This is a genomic window from Parabacteroides johnsonii DSM 18315, assembly GCF_025151045.1.
GTDB classification, from domain to species: domain Bacteria; phylum Bacteroidota; class Bacteroidia; order Bacteroidales; family Tannerellaceae; genus Parabacteroides; species Parabacteroides johnsonii.
In genome coordinates this window covers 4,340,869-4,359,967 of record NZ_CP102285.1, presented here as the reverse complement: position 1 = coordinate 4,359,967, position 19,099 = coordinate 4,340,869, and the positions used below count along the sequence as shown (strand labels likewise).

At 43.9% G+C, this 19,099-nt stretch carries 12 protein-coding genes; 9 read left to right on the top strand and 3 right to left on the bottom strand.

Features of this window, described 5'->3' with window-relative positions; genetic code table 11:
• Positions 1–12 precede the first annotated feature (12 nt).
• The 6 genes from NQ564_RS17740 (at position 13) to NQ564_RS17715 (ending at position 10,136) form a co-directional block, all read left to right on the top strand.
• The gene (locus tag NQ564_RS17740; RefSeq protein WP_129650320.1) at positions 13–1,263 is read left to right on the top strand and encodes an efflux RND transporter periplasmic adaptor subunit; all 1,251 of its coding nucleotides are present in this window, start codon (positions 13–15) and stop codon (positions 1,261–1,263) included.
• A 32-nt stretch (positions 1,264–1,295) separates the two neighbouring features.
• Entirely contained in the window at positions 1,296–3,659 is a 2,364-nt protein-coding gene (locus NQ564_RS17735; protein WP_008152954.1) for an ABC transporter permease, read from the top strand.
• Between the two features lie 12 nt (positions 3,660–3,671).
• On the top strand, positions 3,672–6,074 hold the full coding sequence (locus NQ564_RS17730; RefSeq protein ID WP_008152955.1) for an ABC transporter permease: 2,403 nt from the start codon (positions 3,672–3,674) through the stop codon (positions 6,072–6,074).
• Positions 6,075–6,116: 42 nt separating this feature from the next.
• Positions 6,117–8,507 (top strand): FtsX-like permease family protein, encoded by a 2,391-nt coding sequence (locus NQ564_RS17725; protein WP_008152957.1) that lies wholly within the window; start codon positions 6,117–6,119, stop codon positions 8,505–8,507.
• 372 nt (positions 8,508–8,879) lie between these two features.
• Positions 8,880–9,524 carry a DUF4858 domain-containing protein gene (locus NQ564_RS17720; protein ID WP_008152959.1) on the top strand — a complete coding sequence of 215 codons (645 nt, stop codon included), beginning with the start codon at positions 8,880–8,882 and terminating at the stop codon, positions 9,522–9,524.
• Between the two features lie 105 nt (positions 9,525–9,629).
• Complete coding sequence (locus tag NQ564_RS17715) at positions 9,630–10,136, top strand: hypothetical protein (protein WP_008152961.1); 507 nt, start codon at positions 9,630–9,632, stop codon at positions 10,134–10,136.
• Position 10,137: 1 nt separating this feature from the next.
• On the opposite strand, the gene NQ564_RS17710 is transcribed toward NQ564_RS17715, so the two are convergent.
• Positions 10,138–12,276 (bottom strand): S9 family peptidase, encoded by a 2,139-nt coding sequence (locus tag NQ564_RS17710; protein ID WP_008152964.1) that lies wholly within the window; start codon positions 12,274–12,276, stop codon positions 10,138–10,140.
• Positions 12,277–12,350: 74 nt separating this feature from the next.
• Positions 12,351–13,124, bottom strand: a complete 774-nt coding sequence (nudC, locus tag NQ564_RS17705) for an NAD(+) diphosphatase (protein WP_008152966.1) — start codon at positions 13,122–13,124, stop codon at positions 12,351–12,353.
• Between the two features lie 440 nt (positions 13,125–13,564).
• Between nudC and NQ564_RS17700 the strand changes: the two genes are divergently transcribed.
• From NQ564_RS17700 to NQ564_RS17690, 3 genes are all read left to right on the top strand, one after another.
• The gene (locus NQ564_RS17700; protein WP_039848367.1) at positions 13,565–14,239 is read left to right on the top strand and encodes an ABC transporter ATP-binding protein; all 675 of its coding nucleotides are present in this window, start codon (positions 13,565–13,567) and stop codon (positions 14,237–14,239) included.
• A gap of 139 nt (positions 14,240–14,378) precedes the next feature.
• A complete protein-coding gene (locus NQ564_RS17695) occupies positions 14,379–16,334 on the top strand; it encodes a TlpA family protein disulfide reductase (protein ID WP_008152970.1) in 1,956 nt (651 codons plus the stop codon).
• Between the two features lie 11 nt (positions 16,335–16,345).
• Positions 16,346–18,037, top strand: coding sequence for a formylglycine-generating enzyme family protein (locus NQ564_RS17690; RefSeq protein WP_008152971.1), 1,692 nt, complete (start codon positions 16,346–16,348; stop codon positions 18,035–18,037).
• Here the strand turns inward: NQ564_RS17690 and NQ564_RS17685 are convergent.
• Positions 18,032–19,078, bottom strand: a complete 1,047-nt coding sequence (locus NQ564_RS17685; protein WP_039848368.1) for an acyltransferase family protein — start codon at positions 19,076–19,078, stop codon at positions 18,032–18,034. The two genes, NQ564_RS17690 and NQ564_RS17685, sit on opposite strands and share 6 nt — an antisense overlap.
• Between the last annotated feature and the right edge of the window lie 21 nt (positions 19,079–19,099).

The following is a 19,099-nucleotide window of genomic DNA, read 5'->3' as shown; positions in this document are numbered from 1 at the left end:
TCATAAATCATAATGGATAAACCTATTGCAAAGAAACCCGTTTATTACCGCTACCGCTGGCATATCGCCGGAGGAACCGCATTCATAGCTCTTCTCGTCTATGTCGGGATCGCCGCCTCCGGTGGCAGGAAACTCCGTACCGAAGCGGAAAACCTGATCATCGGTGAAGCGACAAGCGACAAGTTCCTGGAATATGTAGATGTCGAAGGGGTCGTACAGCCTATTCTCACCATCCAGATCAACGCCCGCGAAGCAGGCAGCGTAGATCAGATCATAGCAGAGGAAGGGACTATGATGAATAAGGGAGATACAATCCTGACACTCAACAATCCCGACCTTATCCGCACCATCGAGGATCAGCAGGATGAATGGGAAAAGCAACTGATCTCTTATCAAGAGAAAGAGATCGAGATGGAACAGAAAAGCATCGACTTGCAACAAGAAACCTTGCAGACGACTTACGAACTGAACCGGCTCAAAAAAAGCTATGCACTCGACGAAGAGGAATTCAATATGGGAGTCAAAAGCAAAGCACAGCTGGAAGTGGCTCGGGACGAATTCGACTATAAGACCCGAAGCACTGCTTTGCAGTTGGAAGGTTTGCGCCATGATAGTGCGGCCACGATCTTGCGCCGTGAGTTAATGAAAAATGATCTTGAACGAGAACGTAAAAAGTTCGAACGTGCTCGGGAGCGCATGGAGGATCTGATTGTTCGTGCACCTCTCTCCGGACAACTCAGTTTTGTCAAAGTAACTCCCGGACAACAGATACAGAGCACCGAAGCAATCGCTGAGATCAAAGTCCTCGATCAGTTCAAAATCCATACATCCCTCAGCGAATACTACATCGACCGGATCACGACCGGTCTGCCCGCCACCATCACCTGGCAAAATAAGAAATTCCCACTCCGGATTACCAAAGTCGTCCCGGAAGTCAAAGACCGTAACTTCGATGTCGACCTAGTCTTTACGGAGACAAGTCCGGAAAACGTACGCATCGGCAAAAGTTTCCGTGTCCAGATCGAACTTGGGCAGCCGGAAGAGGCTCTCGTTATCCCACGTGGCGACTTTTTCCAAACTACCGGTGGCCAATGGATATACAAATTGAACGAATCCGGCACGAAAGCCCGGAAAACCCCGATCAGTATCGGCCGTCAAAACCCGCAACAATACGAAATAACCGGTGGTCTCCAATCAGGCGACAAGGTGATTGTCACAGGATATAGTACCTTTGGGGATGCGGAAGAGTTGATTTTAAAATAAAAGAAGAATAATCCCGATACGACAACATCAATATGAAAATAATACTATTAGCTTTACGATCGCTGATACGTTTCAGGCTCTACAGTGCCATCAACATCATGGGGTTGGCACTGAGTCTGGCGTGTGTCATAATCATCAGCAGGTATGTCTACAGTGAATTGACAACAGATCATTTTGCGTCCAACCATGAACGGTTGTTCCTAAGCGTCAGGCATTGGAATAATAACGAAAAAGTGCCCACTCTTCTTACTACACAAAATATCATGATGAGAAAGGATTACAAAAATCCTTTGGATATACCGGAAATAGAAAAACACACTTCATTTGTTTCTCTTAAAGACGTAACAATCGAAGTTGAAAACAAAGGATTCAGTGCGCATGTTCTAGCAACTGATTCGGTTTTCTTGCAAATATTAGACTTCCCTGTTTTAAAAGGTGACCAGACAAAGCTATTAAAGGACCCTAAAGGAGCAGTCCTCAGTGAATCTTTTGCGAAAAAACTATTTAAGAACCAAGACCCTATCGGGAAAATCATAAATTACAACGGACAACTGTTAACCATACAGGGAATTACAGGAAATGTCGAGACTAAAAGTTCTCTTTCTTTCGACCTTCTGATTTCACGTGCATTACAATGGAGATGGCCTCCAGTGAATTATTACAGCATAGCTTTAGCTGTTCCACATACCGATATAGACGTTATAAATAAGAAACTTAAATCCACGTACGATCAACAGAACGCACGCAGTTTCCTATTCCAGCTTTTTCCTCTGGATAAACTGTATATGGAGACTTATATCCAAAAAGGAGAAAAGACATTTTTACAAGGGAATGCAAGTAGCGTTCATATCCTGTCCGTCACAGCCTTACTGCTTTTGCTTGTCGGAGTATTCAATTTTGTCCACCTCAACTCTGTCGTCATCCTTAAAAGGAGAAAAGAATTCAGTATGAAAAAAGTGTTCGGAGCCCGGCCTGCTCAACTTTTTATTCAACTATATATAGAAAATCTCTTCTTAACCGCATTTGCCCTGTTTCTAGCTTGGGTCATTATCGAAATGACTTATGACATACAAGTTCATATACTGGAAATCAAAGCTATAGTTCAAAAACACTATAATATATGGATATCAATTCTACTATTGTTACTCTTACCTGCAATCACAGCTTTGCATACATTCGTACGTTTCAGCCGGAAACCAGTCATAAGTTCCCTACAAAATATTGACCGAAGTAAAGATAAGCCGGAGATAAAAACCATATTTCTCACTTTACAATATGGCATAACACTCTCTTTGATCGTTTGCTCTCTATTTTTTATCAAACAATTGAACTATATGCTGGCTACAGATCCTGGATATCGAACTAAAGACATCATAAAAGTATGGTTCCAACGGCCTACCTCTTCGATGTCATACACTGCTGATGAAATAAAACATCAAGAGGAAGTCAACAAATATATTTTAGAGACGTTACAATCTTCCCCGATTTTTGAAACTTTCTGTTTCGGTATAAGCCCTTATGAATTTCCATTGAATCCTCTTCATAAAAAGGCGGTAAGAATTCCAGGAGGTGAATGGGAAGAAGTCATCCATATAACCATCAGCCCCGACTTTCTCACACTATATAACATTCCGGTTTTCGGGAAGGGCCTTCCTATTGCTCAAAATGAAGTATTGTTAAATGAAACAGCCAAAAGACTTTTCTCTCAAAACGAAAAACTTCCGGAATTATTGGAAAGCGACTGGAATGCAAAAGGGACATATCTGCTTGTCAAAGGTTTTACCAATGACTTTCAGACAGTTCATCTTGCACAGCATAACAAACCGATCATCCTATCCATACACAATGAGTCTATGCTTTCTCACAATAAACTGATGGCAGCAATCTCTCCAGGGTATCGTCAGGAAGCCATTCTGTTTTTGGAAAAGTTACATAATGAAATAGGACAAGGTGATTTTGAATATACTTTTGTTTCTGATGAAATCGAGGAACTATACAATAAAGATAAACAAGTAGCCATTATCTATAGTGTTTTTGCACTGATAGCAATCCTGATTTCCTCATTAGGTCTTTTCGGGTTATCCTTGTTTGACGTACAGCAACGTTACCGCGAAATAGCCATCCGCAAAGTCAACGGAGCAACCACTTCCATCATCATGCAAATATTATTACGAAAATATTATAAGCTTCTCGCAATCGCATTTATTGTGGCGGCTCCTGTCACCTGGCTTACCATCCACAAATATCTGGAAAGTTTCGTCCACAAAGCCGACATCTCCTGGTGGTTATTTGCTATCGCTTTGTTACTTACGGGAGCAATCTCTTTGCTGACTTTAATTTGGCAAATACGCAAGGCTGCCCGGACCAATCCGGCAGAAGTGATCAAATCAGAATAAAAACAAACAACCATGATACTACAACACTACATCAAAGTTGCACTCCGTAACCTGACAAAATATAAAGTGCAATCTACCATCAGTATTGTCGGCCTGGCAATCGGGCTGATCTGTTTCACATACGGATGGAACTGGTACAGGTATGAAACGAACTACGACGGGTTCTATCCACAATCCGAGCAAATTTACCGGATATACGGAATCGATAAACAAACGGGAAAGAAATCGGAGGAATTACCACTTATTCTGGCACGCAAACTGAAAAAAGATTTTCCGGAAGTAATAGAGACAACCCAGATTTATTCCAAATATGGTTCGACTTTTAAATATGGAGAAACAAGGTTAGAGGATCCGGACGAGGAATTCATTGACGAACAGTATTTCAAATTCTTTCCACGTCCCGTAATTTGCGGTAAAAAGGATGATATCCTGAAAACACTGGATGAGATAGCCGTCACCCGCTCTTTTGCCATGAAATATTTCAAAACACCAGAAAAAGCATTAGGCAAAACCCTTGAAAACGGATATCGTAAACACATTACGATCGTGTCCGTCCTGGAAGATTCGCCCAATAACTCCATGATGCAAGCCGATGTTTATGAACTGGATAAATTCGACCGTGACCGGGAAAACCGGATCACGGACGAAAAGCAATGGGCTTTGCTAAACACTAAAATTTATCTATTGTTAGCACCTAACATTAATATAAAAGCCTTTGAGAAGAAGATCAATTCTTATATGGTTGAGCATGGATATAATAAATCAATCCTACTAAAATTGATTCCCCTGACAGATGTCCGTCATACATTTGGAAGTGAATTGACATTTAATCTTTCCTACATCCGGACATTCACGGTAACCGGACTCTTATTGTTACTCTGCGTTTTCTTTAATTTCACCAATCTACTGTTGAATCGTATCTATTTACGGAACAAAGAAATGAAATTGAGAAATGCGATCGGCGCTGATAAAAAAAACTTGGTTATCCAGTTGCTGCTGGAATTGACGCTGCTTGTCGGGATCAGCTTTCTATTGGCCTCTTGCCTGTTGGAATTAACCGCTGACGGTTTCTCACGCCTCTTCGAAACGACATTACAGCGAAAATTATTATTCAACCATCTTTGTATCATAACAGGTATTAGCTGGTTGATACTCACGGTTGTCTGCCTACCACTATTCCTGCATTTTGTCCGTGCCTCTTCTCTATTAATATCCGATGGAATCTCTCCTACTCGGAAAAGCGGCTTCCGCAAAATCAGCATGACACTTCAACTATGTATTTGCATATTTTTTCTGATGAGCACATTCATTATGTTCAGGCAAATATCTTTCATGAAACATAAAGACTTGGGATTCCAGAAAGAGGGCCTGATCCAGATGGAAATGACATTCAACGACCGGGAAGGGATCAGTCGAGAGATTTCTTCATTGGCAGTCCTAAAAGGATTCACACAAGCCGGAATATTTACTATCACCCATGAACCTTATACACAAAACGAAGTCGAATGGGAAGGGAAACCACTGGATTTCAATCCAAACTTCCAAGTCCTACAAGTAGGTAGCAACTTCCCGGAAGTTTTCAACATACCAATGTTGAAAGGACGTTTCGTCGATGAAGGAGATCTATCCGACGGTAACCGACATTCCTCTTGGACAAAAGCTGTCATCAATGAAGAAGCAGCCCGTATCATGGGTATAAACGATCCTATCGGAAAGAAGATCAGCATTTGGAATTACACAATAAATAGAGACGGAAGTAGAGGACGTGCCGAAATGGAGATCGTCGGGGTCATCCAAAACTTCCAAGCAGCCAGTTTACGCAACCCGGTACTGCCTCTAGTGATCGTAACCGATCCAAGCAAATGGAATAGCTATTTTTATTATGCCCGTACCGAACCCGGAAAAGAAAAATCCGCGATCAAAGCGATCCGGAATGTATTCAAAAAACATTCCAAACAAGGTGACCCTACCACTTGTAAAACACAAACTATAAACCAGATACTCGACCAGCTCAGTACCTCCGAGGACGCCAGCTTGCAACTCTTCACTTTACTAGCCCTGTTCTGTACGCTCATCTCCATCTTCGGGCTTTATTCCATTTCGTCCAGCAATATGGAACAACGGAGGAAAGAGATTGCCATACGGAAAGTGATGGGAGCCTCTGCTGGAACAATTGTCAAGATGTTCTTCCAAGAATATCTGACAATAGCACTGATCGCCAATCTTCTGGCACTGCCACTCGCATGGTTGTTCATGCAAAATTGGTTACAACAATATGCCTACCGGAGCCATATCTCTGCCTGGATGTATATTGCAATCGTATTTGCCACCATCTTCCTGATCATCGGAGCTGTCCTCTATCAAACGATACGGGCTGCCCAGAGCAATCCGGCGGAGGTGATCAAGTCAGAATAAAAAAATATATTTGAACAAGATTTTATAACAAACAATCAGACAATGTTATCGCACTATATCAAAGTTACTTTCCGGGAATTACTAAAATACCGAACTCAATCAATTATCAGCATTATCGGCCTGGCCATAGGATTTACAGCCTTCATTTTAGGAGGTTACTGGTTATGGTGGGAGACACATTTCGATAATTTCCACCCGGAAGCAGACCGACTTTACTGCCTAACGACGGAGGGACTTGTAAAGCGTGCCAACGGAACACAAGCCGATCTGGATCAATTACATATTAATGACCGGGAAGAATTGTTCAAGTTGCTCCCCGAAATCGAAGCCTCCTGTTCATTCAACCATCTCAGCTTTACACTGCAACAGGGAAACGAGGCAATTAACCTGCATGGAATGGAAAGCGGGCAGTCCTTTTTCAATCTTTTCCAGGCGGATTTTATCGAAGGAACTCACAAAGGTATCGTTCCCGACGGCAGTTCTGTCATTTTAACGAAAAGGACAGCTCACAAACTGTTCGGGACAACAAACTGCATCGGCAAGGAAGTCGTATTGGATAACAATCTCCGTCCCTCGGTAGCCGGTGTTATCCGTGATTATCCGGATAATACTGATTTGCTGTTCGACTTCTTGTTAATCAGGATACCCCAACCCAATCATGTCAAACGCATGACGACCTACGTGCGACTTCAAAAGAATACAAACATGACAAATGTACGGAACAAACTAACGCTCTATAAAAGCCATGCAGAAGATAAATGGGATCGCGAACAAGTAAAAAACTGGAAAATAAACTTGCTGACAGCCTCCGAAGTACATCTCCGGTGCCACCCAGAATTGACAGATCGCATCCGTAACATCCATATCCTGGCTTTAGCCGGAATAATGGCTTTCCTAAGCGCTTTAATCAATCAGCTTGTTCTTTTTATAGGGCAACAGCAACGGAAGCAGCAAAAAAACCGGACTTACCTTTGTGTTGGAGCCTCAACCACAAGTATGGTCATGAAAGGTTTTACCGAACTGGCATTCCCCTTAATGATTGCCTTTTTAATCGCTTTCTGTCTGATCGAAAGCCTCTATCCTTACTATGAAAGCTATACGGCATGGAACCGATACGGCATCTACGAGAACGTCAGTCGCCATCTTTCACGAACTTCACTTTTCGGCAATACGCTATCACTCGCCGGAATCAGTATCTTGATCTTCCTTTTTATCTGTTACTATCCGATACGAAATCTTTTGGAGCATAAAATACGGAAACCTGCTCTTTTCAAACAGAGCCTGATCGTCGTCCAGATATTTATCGGTTCACTATTCTTTATCATCTCTTTAGGGTTGTTTCGGCAGTTACATTTTATCCTTTCGAAAGACAAAGGGATCGATTATGAACGGGTCATACAAGTCGATTTAGGATACAGTACAGCTCATCAGACAGACCTTAGTGTCTTGAAACCTGAAATGGTCAATCACCCATATATAGAAGGAGTTACATATACCTGTGGAAATGCTCCGGTCTTTACGGAACAAGGGGATTGGTACGGTTCTTTTTACTCGCACTTTTGTTTCGATCCGAATGAATCTGAACCAAATAGTTACAACCCGGTAGTTGTTGCCGACAAAGACTTCTTTTCGTTTTTCAAACTGCAACCGATATCGGGCAACTGGCCGACGGCGGCAAATCCATATAGCTATATAGTAAATGAAACTTGCCTACAAACATTAGGATATACGAATCTGCTTGAACGGCCTATATACATAAAAGGGCAGGCGAGCCAAGCCAAAGTTTGCTGTGTCATAAAAGACTATTTCTATGCTCCGATGCAATATCCCATATTACCGCTATTCTTTACCACATACGATAATCCAACAGTAAAAGACGTCGAGCGCCCTTACCTTATTTATGTCCGCTATGCAAAAGGGCATAAAAAGGAGGTGCTGGAGCATCTTCGTGAGATAACATCACATATTCAGAATGACAATGTCAACCGGAACAAAATGTTTACGGAATTATCCGATCTGGTCGATCTTTTCAATCGCCCGGAGAAAGTGATCTTTACCATCTTTAGTATCCTTTCTCTGGTTTGTATCCTGATCTCCACTTTCGGTATCTACTCCCTGGTGAGTCTCGCCACCGAACAACGCCGAAAAGAGATTGCTATCCGTAAAGTAAACGGAGCGACATTTTATCACATCCTTCAACTGTTTTTCCGGGAGTATTTCATGTTAGTGGCATTAGGCAACGCTTTCGCTCTCCCGGTCGGCTACTTAGTAACGAAACGTTGGCTCGAAACGTACGCCAATCACACCACATTACCTGCATGGTTGTTCCTGCTGGTTTTCTTTTTCACCAGTGGAATCGTACTACTCTCTATTTTCCGCCAGGTTAAAAGAGCTGCTACTACCAACCCGGCGGAAATTATTAAAACCGAATAATCACAAAAAACATCACATCATGTTCATACATTACTCAAAAACAGTCGTCCAAGTACTCTCCCGGTCGCCCTCAAAAATAAATTATGAACAGAATAATTGAAAGGTTAGAACAATAAAAAAGAAAAGCAACAATTAATTAAGTCAACACATCCCAAAAACAATTAACATTTTAAATTGATAAGACAAATTACACTAATTATATCATACAGTACCATAAGTTGTTTTATATTCGCTCTATAAATTATTTATATTAATATGTCTTTTATGAAAACGAGCACTCTATTAGCTTTGTTTACTACATTAGCAGCAGGTTCATCCTGTGCACTGAAAGGTGAAGAATTAAAAGTAAAAGAGGTGATGCAATAATATAACATGCACAAACAAATATTTATAGTGATGTTGATTTGTCTGAGAGGTGTCGATTATATATCTGCACAGCAGTGGACAAAAAAGGATTCCGTCTGGCTTCAGAATGTTCTATCCGGAAAAGAAAAACTGGAACTGAATCCAGAGACGATGAAAGCGATTCAATCAGGTTCCTTTATAAACTTGGATGAACCGGCATCCAACATGAAGATATCGCCAGTAACTCCGTTACCCATCCTCAAAGATTTTACCGAATACATACAAACGGACTCGGCATACCGCAAGAAAGCATTGAAAGACCTCCCACCAGGTGTCTTTTGGCTATACGCTCCTCCTCCCGGAAAAATACTACCAGTCTATCAATATATGCTCGATGAAGTCAAACGGAATCCGATCACGGTTCCCGGCGGCATGTTCTTTGATCTGGCTGAGATGACCAGCCGTAAATCACATATACACAAACGTAATGCTAAAAGAGACGGGACATGGAAGAATTACAACAATTTACCCACTCCCGATATCATCAAGAAAAAGAAAAAATTTGCAACCGATCATCCGAAATTAGCCGGACAGGATACGCTTTTGTTACGCAAGGACTCGTTGCAGTTAAAAGATACGACACACGTAATCTCCTCTGCTCCGACAAACTAAACATCCATAATAGGAACTTTATAAAAAAAGTCGTATTATTTTGCAACAATTCGGTGTCATATAACGTCTTATAGTTATACAAGAAACATTAATCAGAAACAGATTATGACAAAAATACAACTATTAGCTACGTTGTTAGCACTCTTTATCATTGCCATGTTAGGAGCATGCAGCAATGAAGACTACTCAGAACCGGATGTTTTCAAGGTAACACCTGACCTCCGTACCCGCATCAATACAGGGGTAAAGATGGCTTCCCGCACAGAGAAAAAATTGTTCAATGAAAAATTTAATTCTTTCCTCACCAAATGCGATGAAATGGGATTGGGAAATACACCTTATCAATATATGGAAACGGAAGAGTATGCCGATTTGAAAAATCAAGTCTTGTCATCCTCTCCCGCTACCTGTTACCTGCTAATGGACCGCTATCTAAAGCGAAATCCACCTTTCTTCTCTTTCATTCTGAACGATCTGATTGAAACAGCCTATCCCAATACAGCTGATAAAATTGCCAACCGGATGAAATCATCAACCACCGTGCAGGAAACAATGGAACTATTTCCTCAGGTTTGCCTGGAAATCTGGCTGGACGAGATAGAGAACCGTTAGGTTATTCCCACTCCGGCGGTTCCTGCCCTAACAAGTTCTTGACGAAGAAATCGTGCATTTTGTGCATTTCGAACGGACCGCCGAGGCTGTGCGTCTTGCCCGGTAGATAAAGCTGTTCGAAATTCTTGTTTGCTTTCATCAAGGCACTAACAACCTGCAAGGTGGAAGCCGGATCGACGTTATCATCCAGTTCACCGTTGATCAGGAGCAACTTGCCTTTCAGACGATAAGCATTGTCGACATTGGAGGAGGTACTATAAGAGGCGTCGATCGGATAGCCCATCCACTGTTCGTTCCACCAGATTTTATCCATCCGGTTGTCATGGCAACCGCAAAGGGCGACTGCAACCTTATAAAAATCGTTATGGAACAGCAAAGCAGCCATCGCATTCTGACCTCCGGCCGACCAGCCATAGATGCCGACACGATTCAAATCCATATACTTGTATTTCGCACCTGCCGCTTTCATCCAAGCGATACGATCCAGGAAACCGGCATCTTTCAGGTTCTTCCAACATACATCATGGAAAGCTTTCGAGCGGTTGGACGTCCCCATACCGTCGATCGAAACGACGATAAAGCCGAGTTCTACCAATTTGGAGACCAGATGATGGGCCGGTTTGAAATCCTTATCCACATGCGAATCGTGCGGACCGGCATAAATAAACTCTACGACCGGATAGGATTTGGAAGCATCAAAGTGCATCGGGCGATAAATGTTCCCCCAAATATCCGTCTGCCCGTCCCGGCCTTTCGCGCAGAACACTTCCGGCATTTGCCAGCCTTCCGCCTGCAACACACTCACATCGCACCTCTGTAATCCGGCCACCACAGACGCATCCGAGGTTCGCTTCAACTGACTGACAGGCGGCAGGTCGGGGCGAGAATAGACATCGGTAAAATAAGAACGGTCGGCAGAGAAAGTCACACGGTGGTTCCCGTTCTCAGGAGTCATATCGGTAAAGCCTGTTCCATCCAAGTTAATCCGGCAGTAATGCAGGTTATAAGGATCTTCGCCTTTATTAAAGCCCGAAGCGGTGAAATAGACAACCCGGTTCGTTTCATCCACATAATCGACCTGACGGAGCACCCATTCACCCTTTGTCACCTGTCGTTTCACCTGCCCGCTCGTACCATCTATCAGGTAAAGATGACGCCATCCGTCCCGTTCGGAAATCCAAAGCAATTCTTTTCCATCATCCAGATCATACCGAAAGTTGTTATAATAATAGATAAAAGTCTTTGTCTGCTCGTCCACCAGATGACGGATAGAGCCGTCGGCCGCATTCACTTCGCCAATCACATAACGCTGATGGCCACGCTGGTTGAACTCGAACGTAAAGGCACGGCTGTCCTTGCGCCAGCCTGTCAGGTTCAGATAATACTGGTTTTCGTAAGGAGCGACATCCAGCGCTACCTGCCTCCGTGCCTCCACATCAAAAAGGACAGGCAGATAAACAGGCAACACATCGCCCGGCTTCGCATAATCGCGCCATTGCAGGATCGGTTGCTTCTGGCTGGACGGACTGGATTCGATCAACGGGATACGACGTTCCTGCACGTCGCGCACCTTCACTGTCGCCAGCTTCCGGGAGTCGGGTGACCAGATGATCGACCAAGCATCATAACGCAAGTTAGTCGTACCATCCATCGTCAGGGCAATCTCTTCTTTCGGCTTATCCTTCTCTTTCTCATCCCGGACAGGAGAAATATAGAGATTGTTATCTTTCACATAAGCTTCCCATTTCTTATCAGGCGAGACAACAGGAACCGGAGCTTCTCCATGACGGTGCCAACGGTCCGGTTTCTTTTCCTCTTCCTTTAGCAAGGACTCGGCCAGCCCTTTCTGTTTTTTAGAGAAGAAAACCGCCAATCCTTTCTTATCTGCAGCACGTTGCTTCTTTCCACTCTCTGCATTGACAAGATAGTAAAAATCTCCCTCCTTCTCATGATTCTTATACCAGAAATAGTGAGAACTGTCTATCCATTCGGGATGGATAGCGGGAGAATAAACCCGATTGGAACATTTCAAGATCGTGTCGGCCCGCTCGTAATCAGCACGCGTCACCTGCGAAGCGGCGCTTTCTACCCCGAGCACCATCGCCAACAAGCAAAAGATAAACAAAGTCGTTTGTTTCATAATAAAAGTGATTTATGATTTAATCCTCAACCCTTTAATTCTTTAACTCTTTAATTTTTTCATTCTTTAATTTTTCAACTCTCCAACCACCAGTCGATCATCTTCCGCGCCAAGCTCAATTTACGCGGTATCTCCGGCAGGTTGTCTTTCGAGAAGAACGAACCGGAACTCAATTCCTCCTCTTGCAACTTGATCTCCCCACTGACATAATCGGCAATAAAACCGATCATCAGGTTGCTTGGATAAGGCCAAGGCTGATTGCCGAAGTAAGTGATGTCACGGATCGTCAAACCTGTTTCCTCCCGCACTTCACGTACCACGCACTGCTCCAAGGTCTCACCCGTTTCCAGGAAACCGGCCACAAGCCCATGAAACGTCCCCCGGAAGTTACGTGCATGTACTAACAGGATTTCCTCGCCTTTCCGGATCAAAACAAGAATAGCGGGCGATACTGCCGGAAACATCTCGTTCCCACAATCCGGGCACTTCTTCATGATCGGCCCTTTCAGTTCCGTCGGCGTTCCGCAGACAGGACAAAACCGGCTGTGCTGATCCCAATAAACAATCTCGTACGCCTTCCCTGCCTGGTCATAAAAGTAGCGGTCGAGATGATCGTAAGAGGACCGGAGCCCCATCGGCAGGTAAACGTCCGTTTCAACCAAAGGTACATCGGTAAAGGCCGCCATCGCCATCGTCCCGTCCTGCATTTCGACCGGAAGCGAGCAGGTGACAGTCACGGGTGCTTCATTCATAAAAGGGATTGCATAGCCACCGGCTTTCTTTTGCAGCAAAAGTTGGTCATTGTAGAAAACATACCAATATAGAGGAGCGTTATTTGTCATTTTCATACGTCTGATTCTTTATACATACTGCAAACATACGAAAAATTGGCATTCATGTTACCATTACAGTGTATATTATACTCTATTTATCATCACCTCTTGCACAAAGACATCGGAATGCTTGACCGGAAGTTCAAAAGAAACTGACCGAAAGTTCCCTAATCCTTATCCCTTTCGTCCACAATCACAAGTTGTCCGCCAGCCGGAGAATGATCGTTCACCACTCAGCGGACAATCTATATCCGTTTAAGAAACTGCTAATAAATAGGGAAGAAAAGGTTAATAGATACGGAAGCCGGAACTAAACCGTGCGCATCCGAACTCCACTTGTGCGGATATGCACACACAACAGGGTTACATCTAATCGGCAACACACTACATAATAAGCATTTATATCTATGGCACGACTTTTGCCCAATTACTCAGAAACAAAACAATTGAATGATATGATTAAAACAGTTGCATTAGAAAAGATCTTCCGGACGGAAGAAGTGGAGACGTCGGCTCTAAACAAAGTAAGCATAGAGGTCAAAGAAGGAGAGTTCGTCGCCATCATGGGACCTTCCGGATGCGGTAAATCCACGTTGTTGAACATCTTGGGATTGCTGGACAACCCGACTACCGGAGAATATTACCTGAACGGGATCGAAGTGTCTCAATATACGGAGGCCCAGCGCACGAAGTTGCGTAAAGGAATCATCGGTTTCGTCTTCCAGAGTTTTAATCTGATCGACGAATTGAACGTGTACGAAAATATAGAACTTCCTCTGCTTTATATGGGTGTTTCGGCTGCCGAACGGAAAAAGAAAGTGCAGGAAGCGATGGAACGAATGGCTATCGTACACCGCGAAAAGCATTTCCCACAGCAGTTGTCCGGCGGCCAGCAACAGCGTGTCGCCATTGCCCGCGCCGTAGTGGCCAACCCGAAACTGATCCTTGCCGATGAGCCTACCGGTAATCTGGACAGCAAAAACGGGCAGGAGGTAATGAACTTGCTGAACGAACTGAACAAGGAAGGGACGACGATCGTCATGGTGACGCACAGCCAGCATGATGCCGGATTCGCATCCCGCATCATCAACCTGTTCGACGGGCAGGTGGTAACGGAGACCATGATCTAAGTTTTAAATGTTATAAAAGGGAAAGAAGAAGCCATAGCGTATTAAGATATGTTATGGCTTACGGAATTATCGTATCTTATTTGATTCCAAATCAAATAAACTTGTATATTGCCGGCACTAATCATAAATCGAATTGCTTATGAAGACACTTGTTATAAAACAGACTCTACTTACATGTTTATTATTCTTAAGCTGCACAGGGTTGCAGGCACAGGAACGCATAGTTGAACAACCGGCTTTCGACGCTTGGAGCTCGACAACGCTGGAAATAGATAAAATCGCACTGAGCGACACCGCGACGGTCTTTTATATCGACGCTTACTTTCGCCCGAAATACTGGATTCAGGTCGTAAAAGAAACAACCTTACGGGCCGACGGCAAAACCTATCCGATCAAGGCAGGCGACGGTATTACCCTAAGCGAAAAGTTCTGGATGCCTGAGTCAGGAGAAGCCTCTTTTCGGCTGATATTCCCACCATTACCCAAAGGGACGAAAACCGTTGACTTTATCGAAGGGAACGAAGAAGGGGCTTTCAAGATATGGAATATCCATCTGGACGGCTCGCCAGCCAACTCTTCTTTAGCAGGGAAAAAGAATCCGGCAGAAACCCCGGTACTGGAAACTCCCATCTTAAATAGCGGCATCGCCACGTTGAAAGGAAAAATAGCCGACTACAAGCCGGTGTTCGGCTTAGACGGCACAAGCTGGTCTTACAACACACTGACGGGCGGAGTGGATGAATCGCATTTCAAAATCCAGCCCGACGGTACATTCACCCAAGAAATCCCCCTATTGCACGCAAGCTGGATTCATTTAGCGACCGGTTTCATCAACTGCCGAGTGTATCTGAAACCCGGTGAGATGACCTCCGTTGAAATCAACTTTCCGGAAATTTGTCGTCAACAATCCAAAAAGCAAAAGGATAAACCCTCTTTGGGTGAAAAATATTTCTTCACAGGAGCATTTGCCGCCCTCAACAACGAGGTGAACAACCGTCCGGCGGCCCCTACTTCCCTCTCGCCGCAAAGCCAGGAGGAATACATAAAAATGATGTCCGATGTTGCCAGCATGAACTTAGATGAGTTTAAGGATTACTGGCTAAAACGCTATCAAGAGGCCAAAGCGAAACTAGACGGACAAACAGGACTGAGTGAGGCTTACCGTACACTCTTGCTCCAAGATCTCAAACTTAGTTTTGTCCAGCAAGCGATGTCACCGTCCATGATTGAATACGCCTACCGGAGTGTAAATAAGATTCCACGCGACTCGGTTCTTGTCGATTATGTCAAGCCGATCCCGACGTTCGACTATTACGATTTTATTCCGCAATACATCTCGAACAGCCCATTGGAGTTATACAGCAACTCGTACGCTTACCTATTGGACGCACTCCGCTACACGAATTTCAGGGGAGAAAAACAGGCCACGGAAGAGGAGAAGGTACCCGACAACACAGCCGATATTGCCAAAGTCATGGGTACAGACAAAGGTATCCTATTCGACATGCTCGCCGGACGCCGCCTTGCCGCCTCTATCAAAGAGTTTAAACCATTGGATGAAAAAGAGTTGCAACTGGCCGAACAAACGGTACCCGAGATCCGTTCCGCCCTGCTTGACATGAACGACAAGCTCAAGCAAACAATCGAAGAAAACAAAAAGAAATCCGGCTACACCGTCAACCGCGTGAACATTGCCGACATCCCGGCCGAGGAGCTGTTCAACGCCATCACCACGCCTTACCGGGGCAAAGTCGTGTTTGTCGATTTCTGGGCGACCTGGTGCGGCCCGTGCAAAGCCGCGATGAGAGCGTCCGAACCGGTCAAGAAAGATTTCGTAGGCAAGGATATCGTCTTCCTCTACCTGGCAGGCGAAAACTCCCCGAAAGGCACTTGGGAACAGATGATACCGGATATCAAAGGCGAACATTACCGGATGACAGATGCACAATGGACATATATCTGCAATAAATTCGGCGTGCAGGGCGTTCCTTCTTACATGATCATCTCCAAAGACGGTACGCCTACCCATTTCCAAGTCGGATTCATGGGACCGGATAAGATGAAGGAAATGCTCATGAAGGAATTGGATAAATAAGAACTGTTACTATGTATAGAACGTTGCTTGCTCTATTGTTTTCAGGGATCAGTCTGTTGTCACATGCCGATAACTCCTACCTCATACAGGCCCGGATTCGAGATGTGAAAGACGGGACCGTATTCTTCCTGAAACAATTCAGCACGCAGCGGATTATAAATGCGATGCGCCTCGAAGACGGCAAATTGCAGATGAAGGGCGAGTTGTTCGACATACCGCAGCATCTTTGGCTTTGCACGACCATCAAAGATGAATTCTATTACTGCGACTTGCTGGTAGACACAGGAAAAATCGTTGTCGAAGGAAGCATCCATGATTTTCCAAACGGCTTGCATTTCGAAGGAGCTCAAACCCAAATGCAATATGCCGCTTATCTGAACCGGACACAGTCGTTTACACAACAGATCGACAGCCTGAACCACATAGCCAATCGCTTGCATAACCGGAAAACAGATGGTATGGTGTATAACAGTCACATCGTTCCGGGCACTTACAAATTAGACGTAGAGGTGGAAAGGGATAGAATCACAGCCATACGTGACTCCATCCGTTCCAAGTTTATCCAGAACCATATGGACCAATATGCCGGGCAGTTCTTGCTGACACGTGTCATGAAAGATCTTTCGCCTGACTCGCTGAAAGCCCTTTATCGTCTCATCCCTGTCGAGATGAAGAAAACCAAATTCACCCGTTTGATCAGCAACCAGATCAACCCGTATGCCGACAGCAACATTCGGGAGGCAGACGACCTGCTACGCCTGACAAGCCGCAAAGAAAAGGAAATGCACAGCTATGCGGAAGAAGCCTATAAACTCTATGTACAAGCAGTGCAACTCGACTCTACACGGACGGACGGCTACATGGCACTGGCCTCCATGTCCGAACGCTTGCTCCCATTCAAAGATGTGGAAGCTTACAACATTGCGATCCATTATCTTCAGAAATTCATGGCAAGTGACATCCGAGCACACGAATACGAAGCTGCGGTGAAGAAAATGGAAGACCTGCAATTCAGAAAATGGCTGAAACTGAACGAAGAACCGGAAATGATAACCGTCAATGGTGGAAGTTTCGAAATGGGGTCTACCTATAAAGAAGACAACAACCCACCTCACAAAGTCAAAGTAGACAGTTTCCTAATCAGTCGGTACGAGATAACAAACTACCAGTTTGCCGCCTTTCTCTCGACACTTAGTCCTGAAAAGCTAAAAAATGCCCCACCTTTGTATTACCCCTGCAACTGGGGCATCCAAAACGGAAAGCCAGTGCCGGGTTACGAGGCTCATCCGGCAATCTATGTCACCTGGTACGGTGCACAGGAATATTGCAAATGGGCCGGAGGCCGCCTGCCGACCGAAGCAGAATGGGAATTTGCCGCACGAGGCGGCAACTATGGGAACCGTGACCATCTCTATAGCGGCGGTATGGAACTGGACAGCTTGGGTTGGTATGCCGGAAACTCAGGCGGTAAGCCACACCGAGTAGGGACATTAAAGCCTAACGAATTAGGGTTGTACGATATGAGCGGTAATGTATGGGAATGGTGCAGTGATACCCAAATAAAAGACGGCAAAGAATATGTTGCCGTCCGTGGCGGTACCTGGTTCAACGAACGTGCAATCTGCCGCCCGACCTGCCGCTATTATATCTTCCCAAACAGCAAACATTTCAATAATGGTTTCCGGCTGGTCAAAGATTTATAATTTCCAAGTAGGGAATACAGTTCTAAATATCCTATCAATTAACGACCATATATAATTATATAACCTCAGAATATATATATTGACGTTCAACAAGAACAAAAAGCCGATTACAATATAAATCAATTGCAGGGAAAGATGTTCTGCTATAATCTGATTCAGCCCCAAAGCTCGCTTAAATCCTCCTAACAATAGCGTTGAAAATGCATGAACCAAATAGATCTCATATCCTTCTTTCGAGTATATATCTATATAATAACGCACTATTCTAAATTTATCATATAAAAGAACAAGCCCTTTTTTCATATAAGATCCCCCTATTCCCAAGATTGTCAAACCGTAAGCGAGAAACAGCAGGTTAGGTGGAAACTTATTCGCTTGCAAATCAAAAGGTCTCTTTTCTATTCCAAAAGCATAAACAACATAGCCTACAGCGACTACTACACAAACCACATTTTGCCATCCCAATCTCTTTGTATAATATAGTCCCCATATCGTAAAAAACAAATAAATAACCACAGTTTGAAGCAAATCCGGATAATAAGACTTAAACAACTGCGATAAAATCAGAACGATACCCCAAAAAACAAAAGGTGGCTTATATCGACGAATAAAACTGGCACAAAAAGGAAGACAAAGACTAATCAATATATAAGGGGATATAAACCATATATGATCGAAAATCCGATTTTCTACAGGAGGATTGAAAAACACATAAGACACCACACCATCCAGAGATATTATAAGTCCATGTTTCCAATAAATATACAAAACAGCAGGTAAACAACATAATGCATATTTCCAGTATGGAATTACCACTCTCTTTACCCTACCTTTCACATATTCCCAATACGTTTTTTTCGACGATAATGAATAAGAAGCTCCGACAAGATAAAACACCGTCACCATCGCAAAAAAGATACCGGAAACCCAGCCCCTTTCGAATATACTGACATTAACTCCTTCCCACCACATTAAGTGACAGAAACAAGTGATATAAATCATTATTCCTCCTCTATAGATATCAAGATTCCGATCTCTCATAACAAACTTTATCGCCAATAA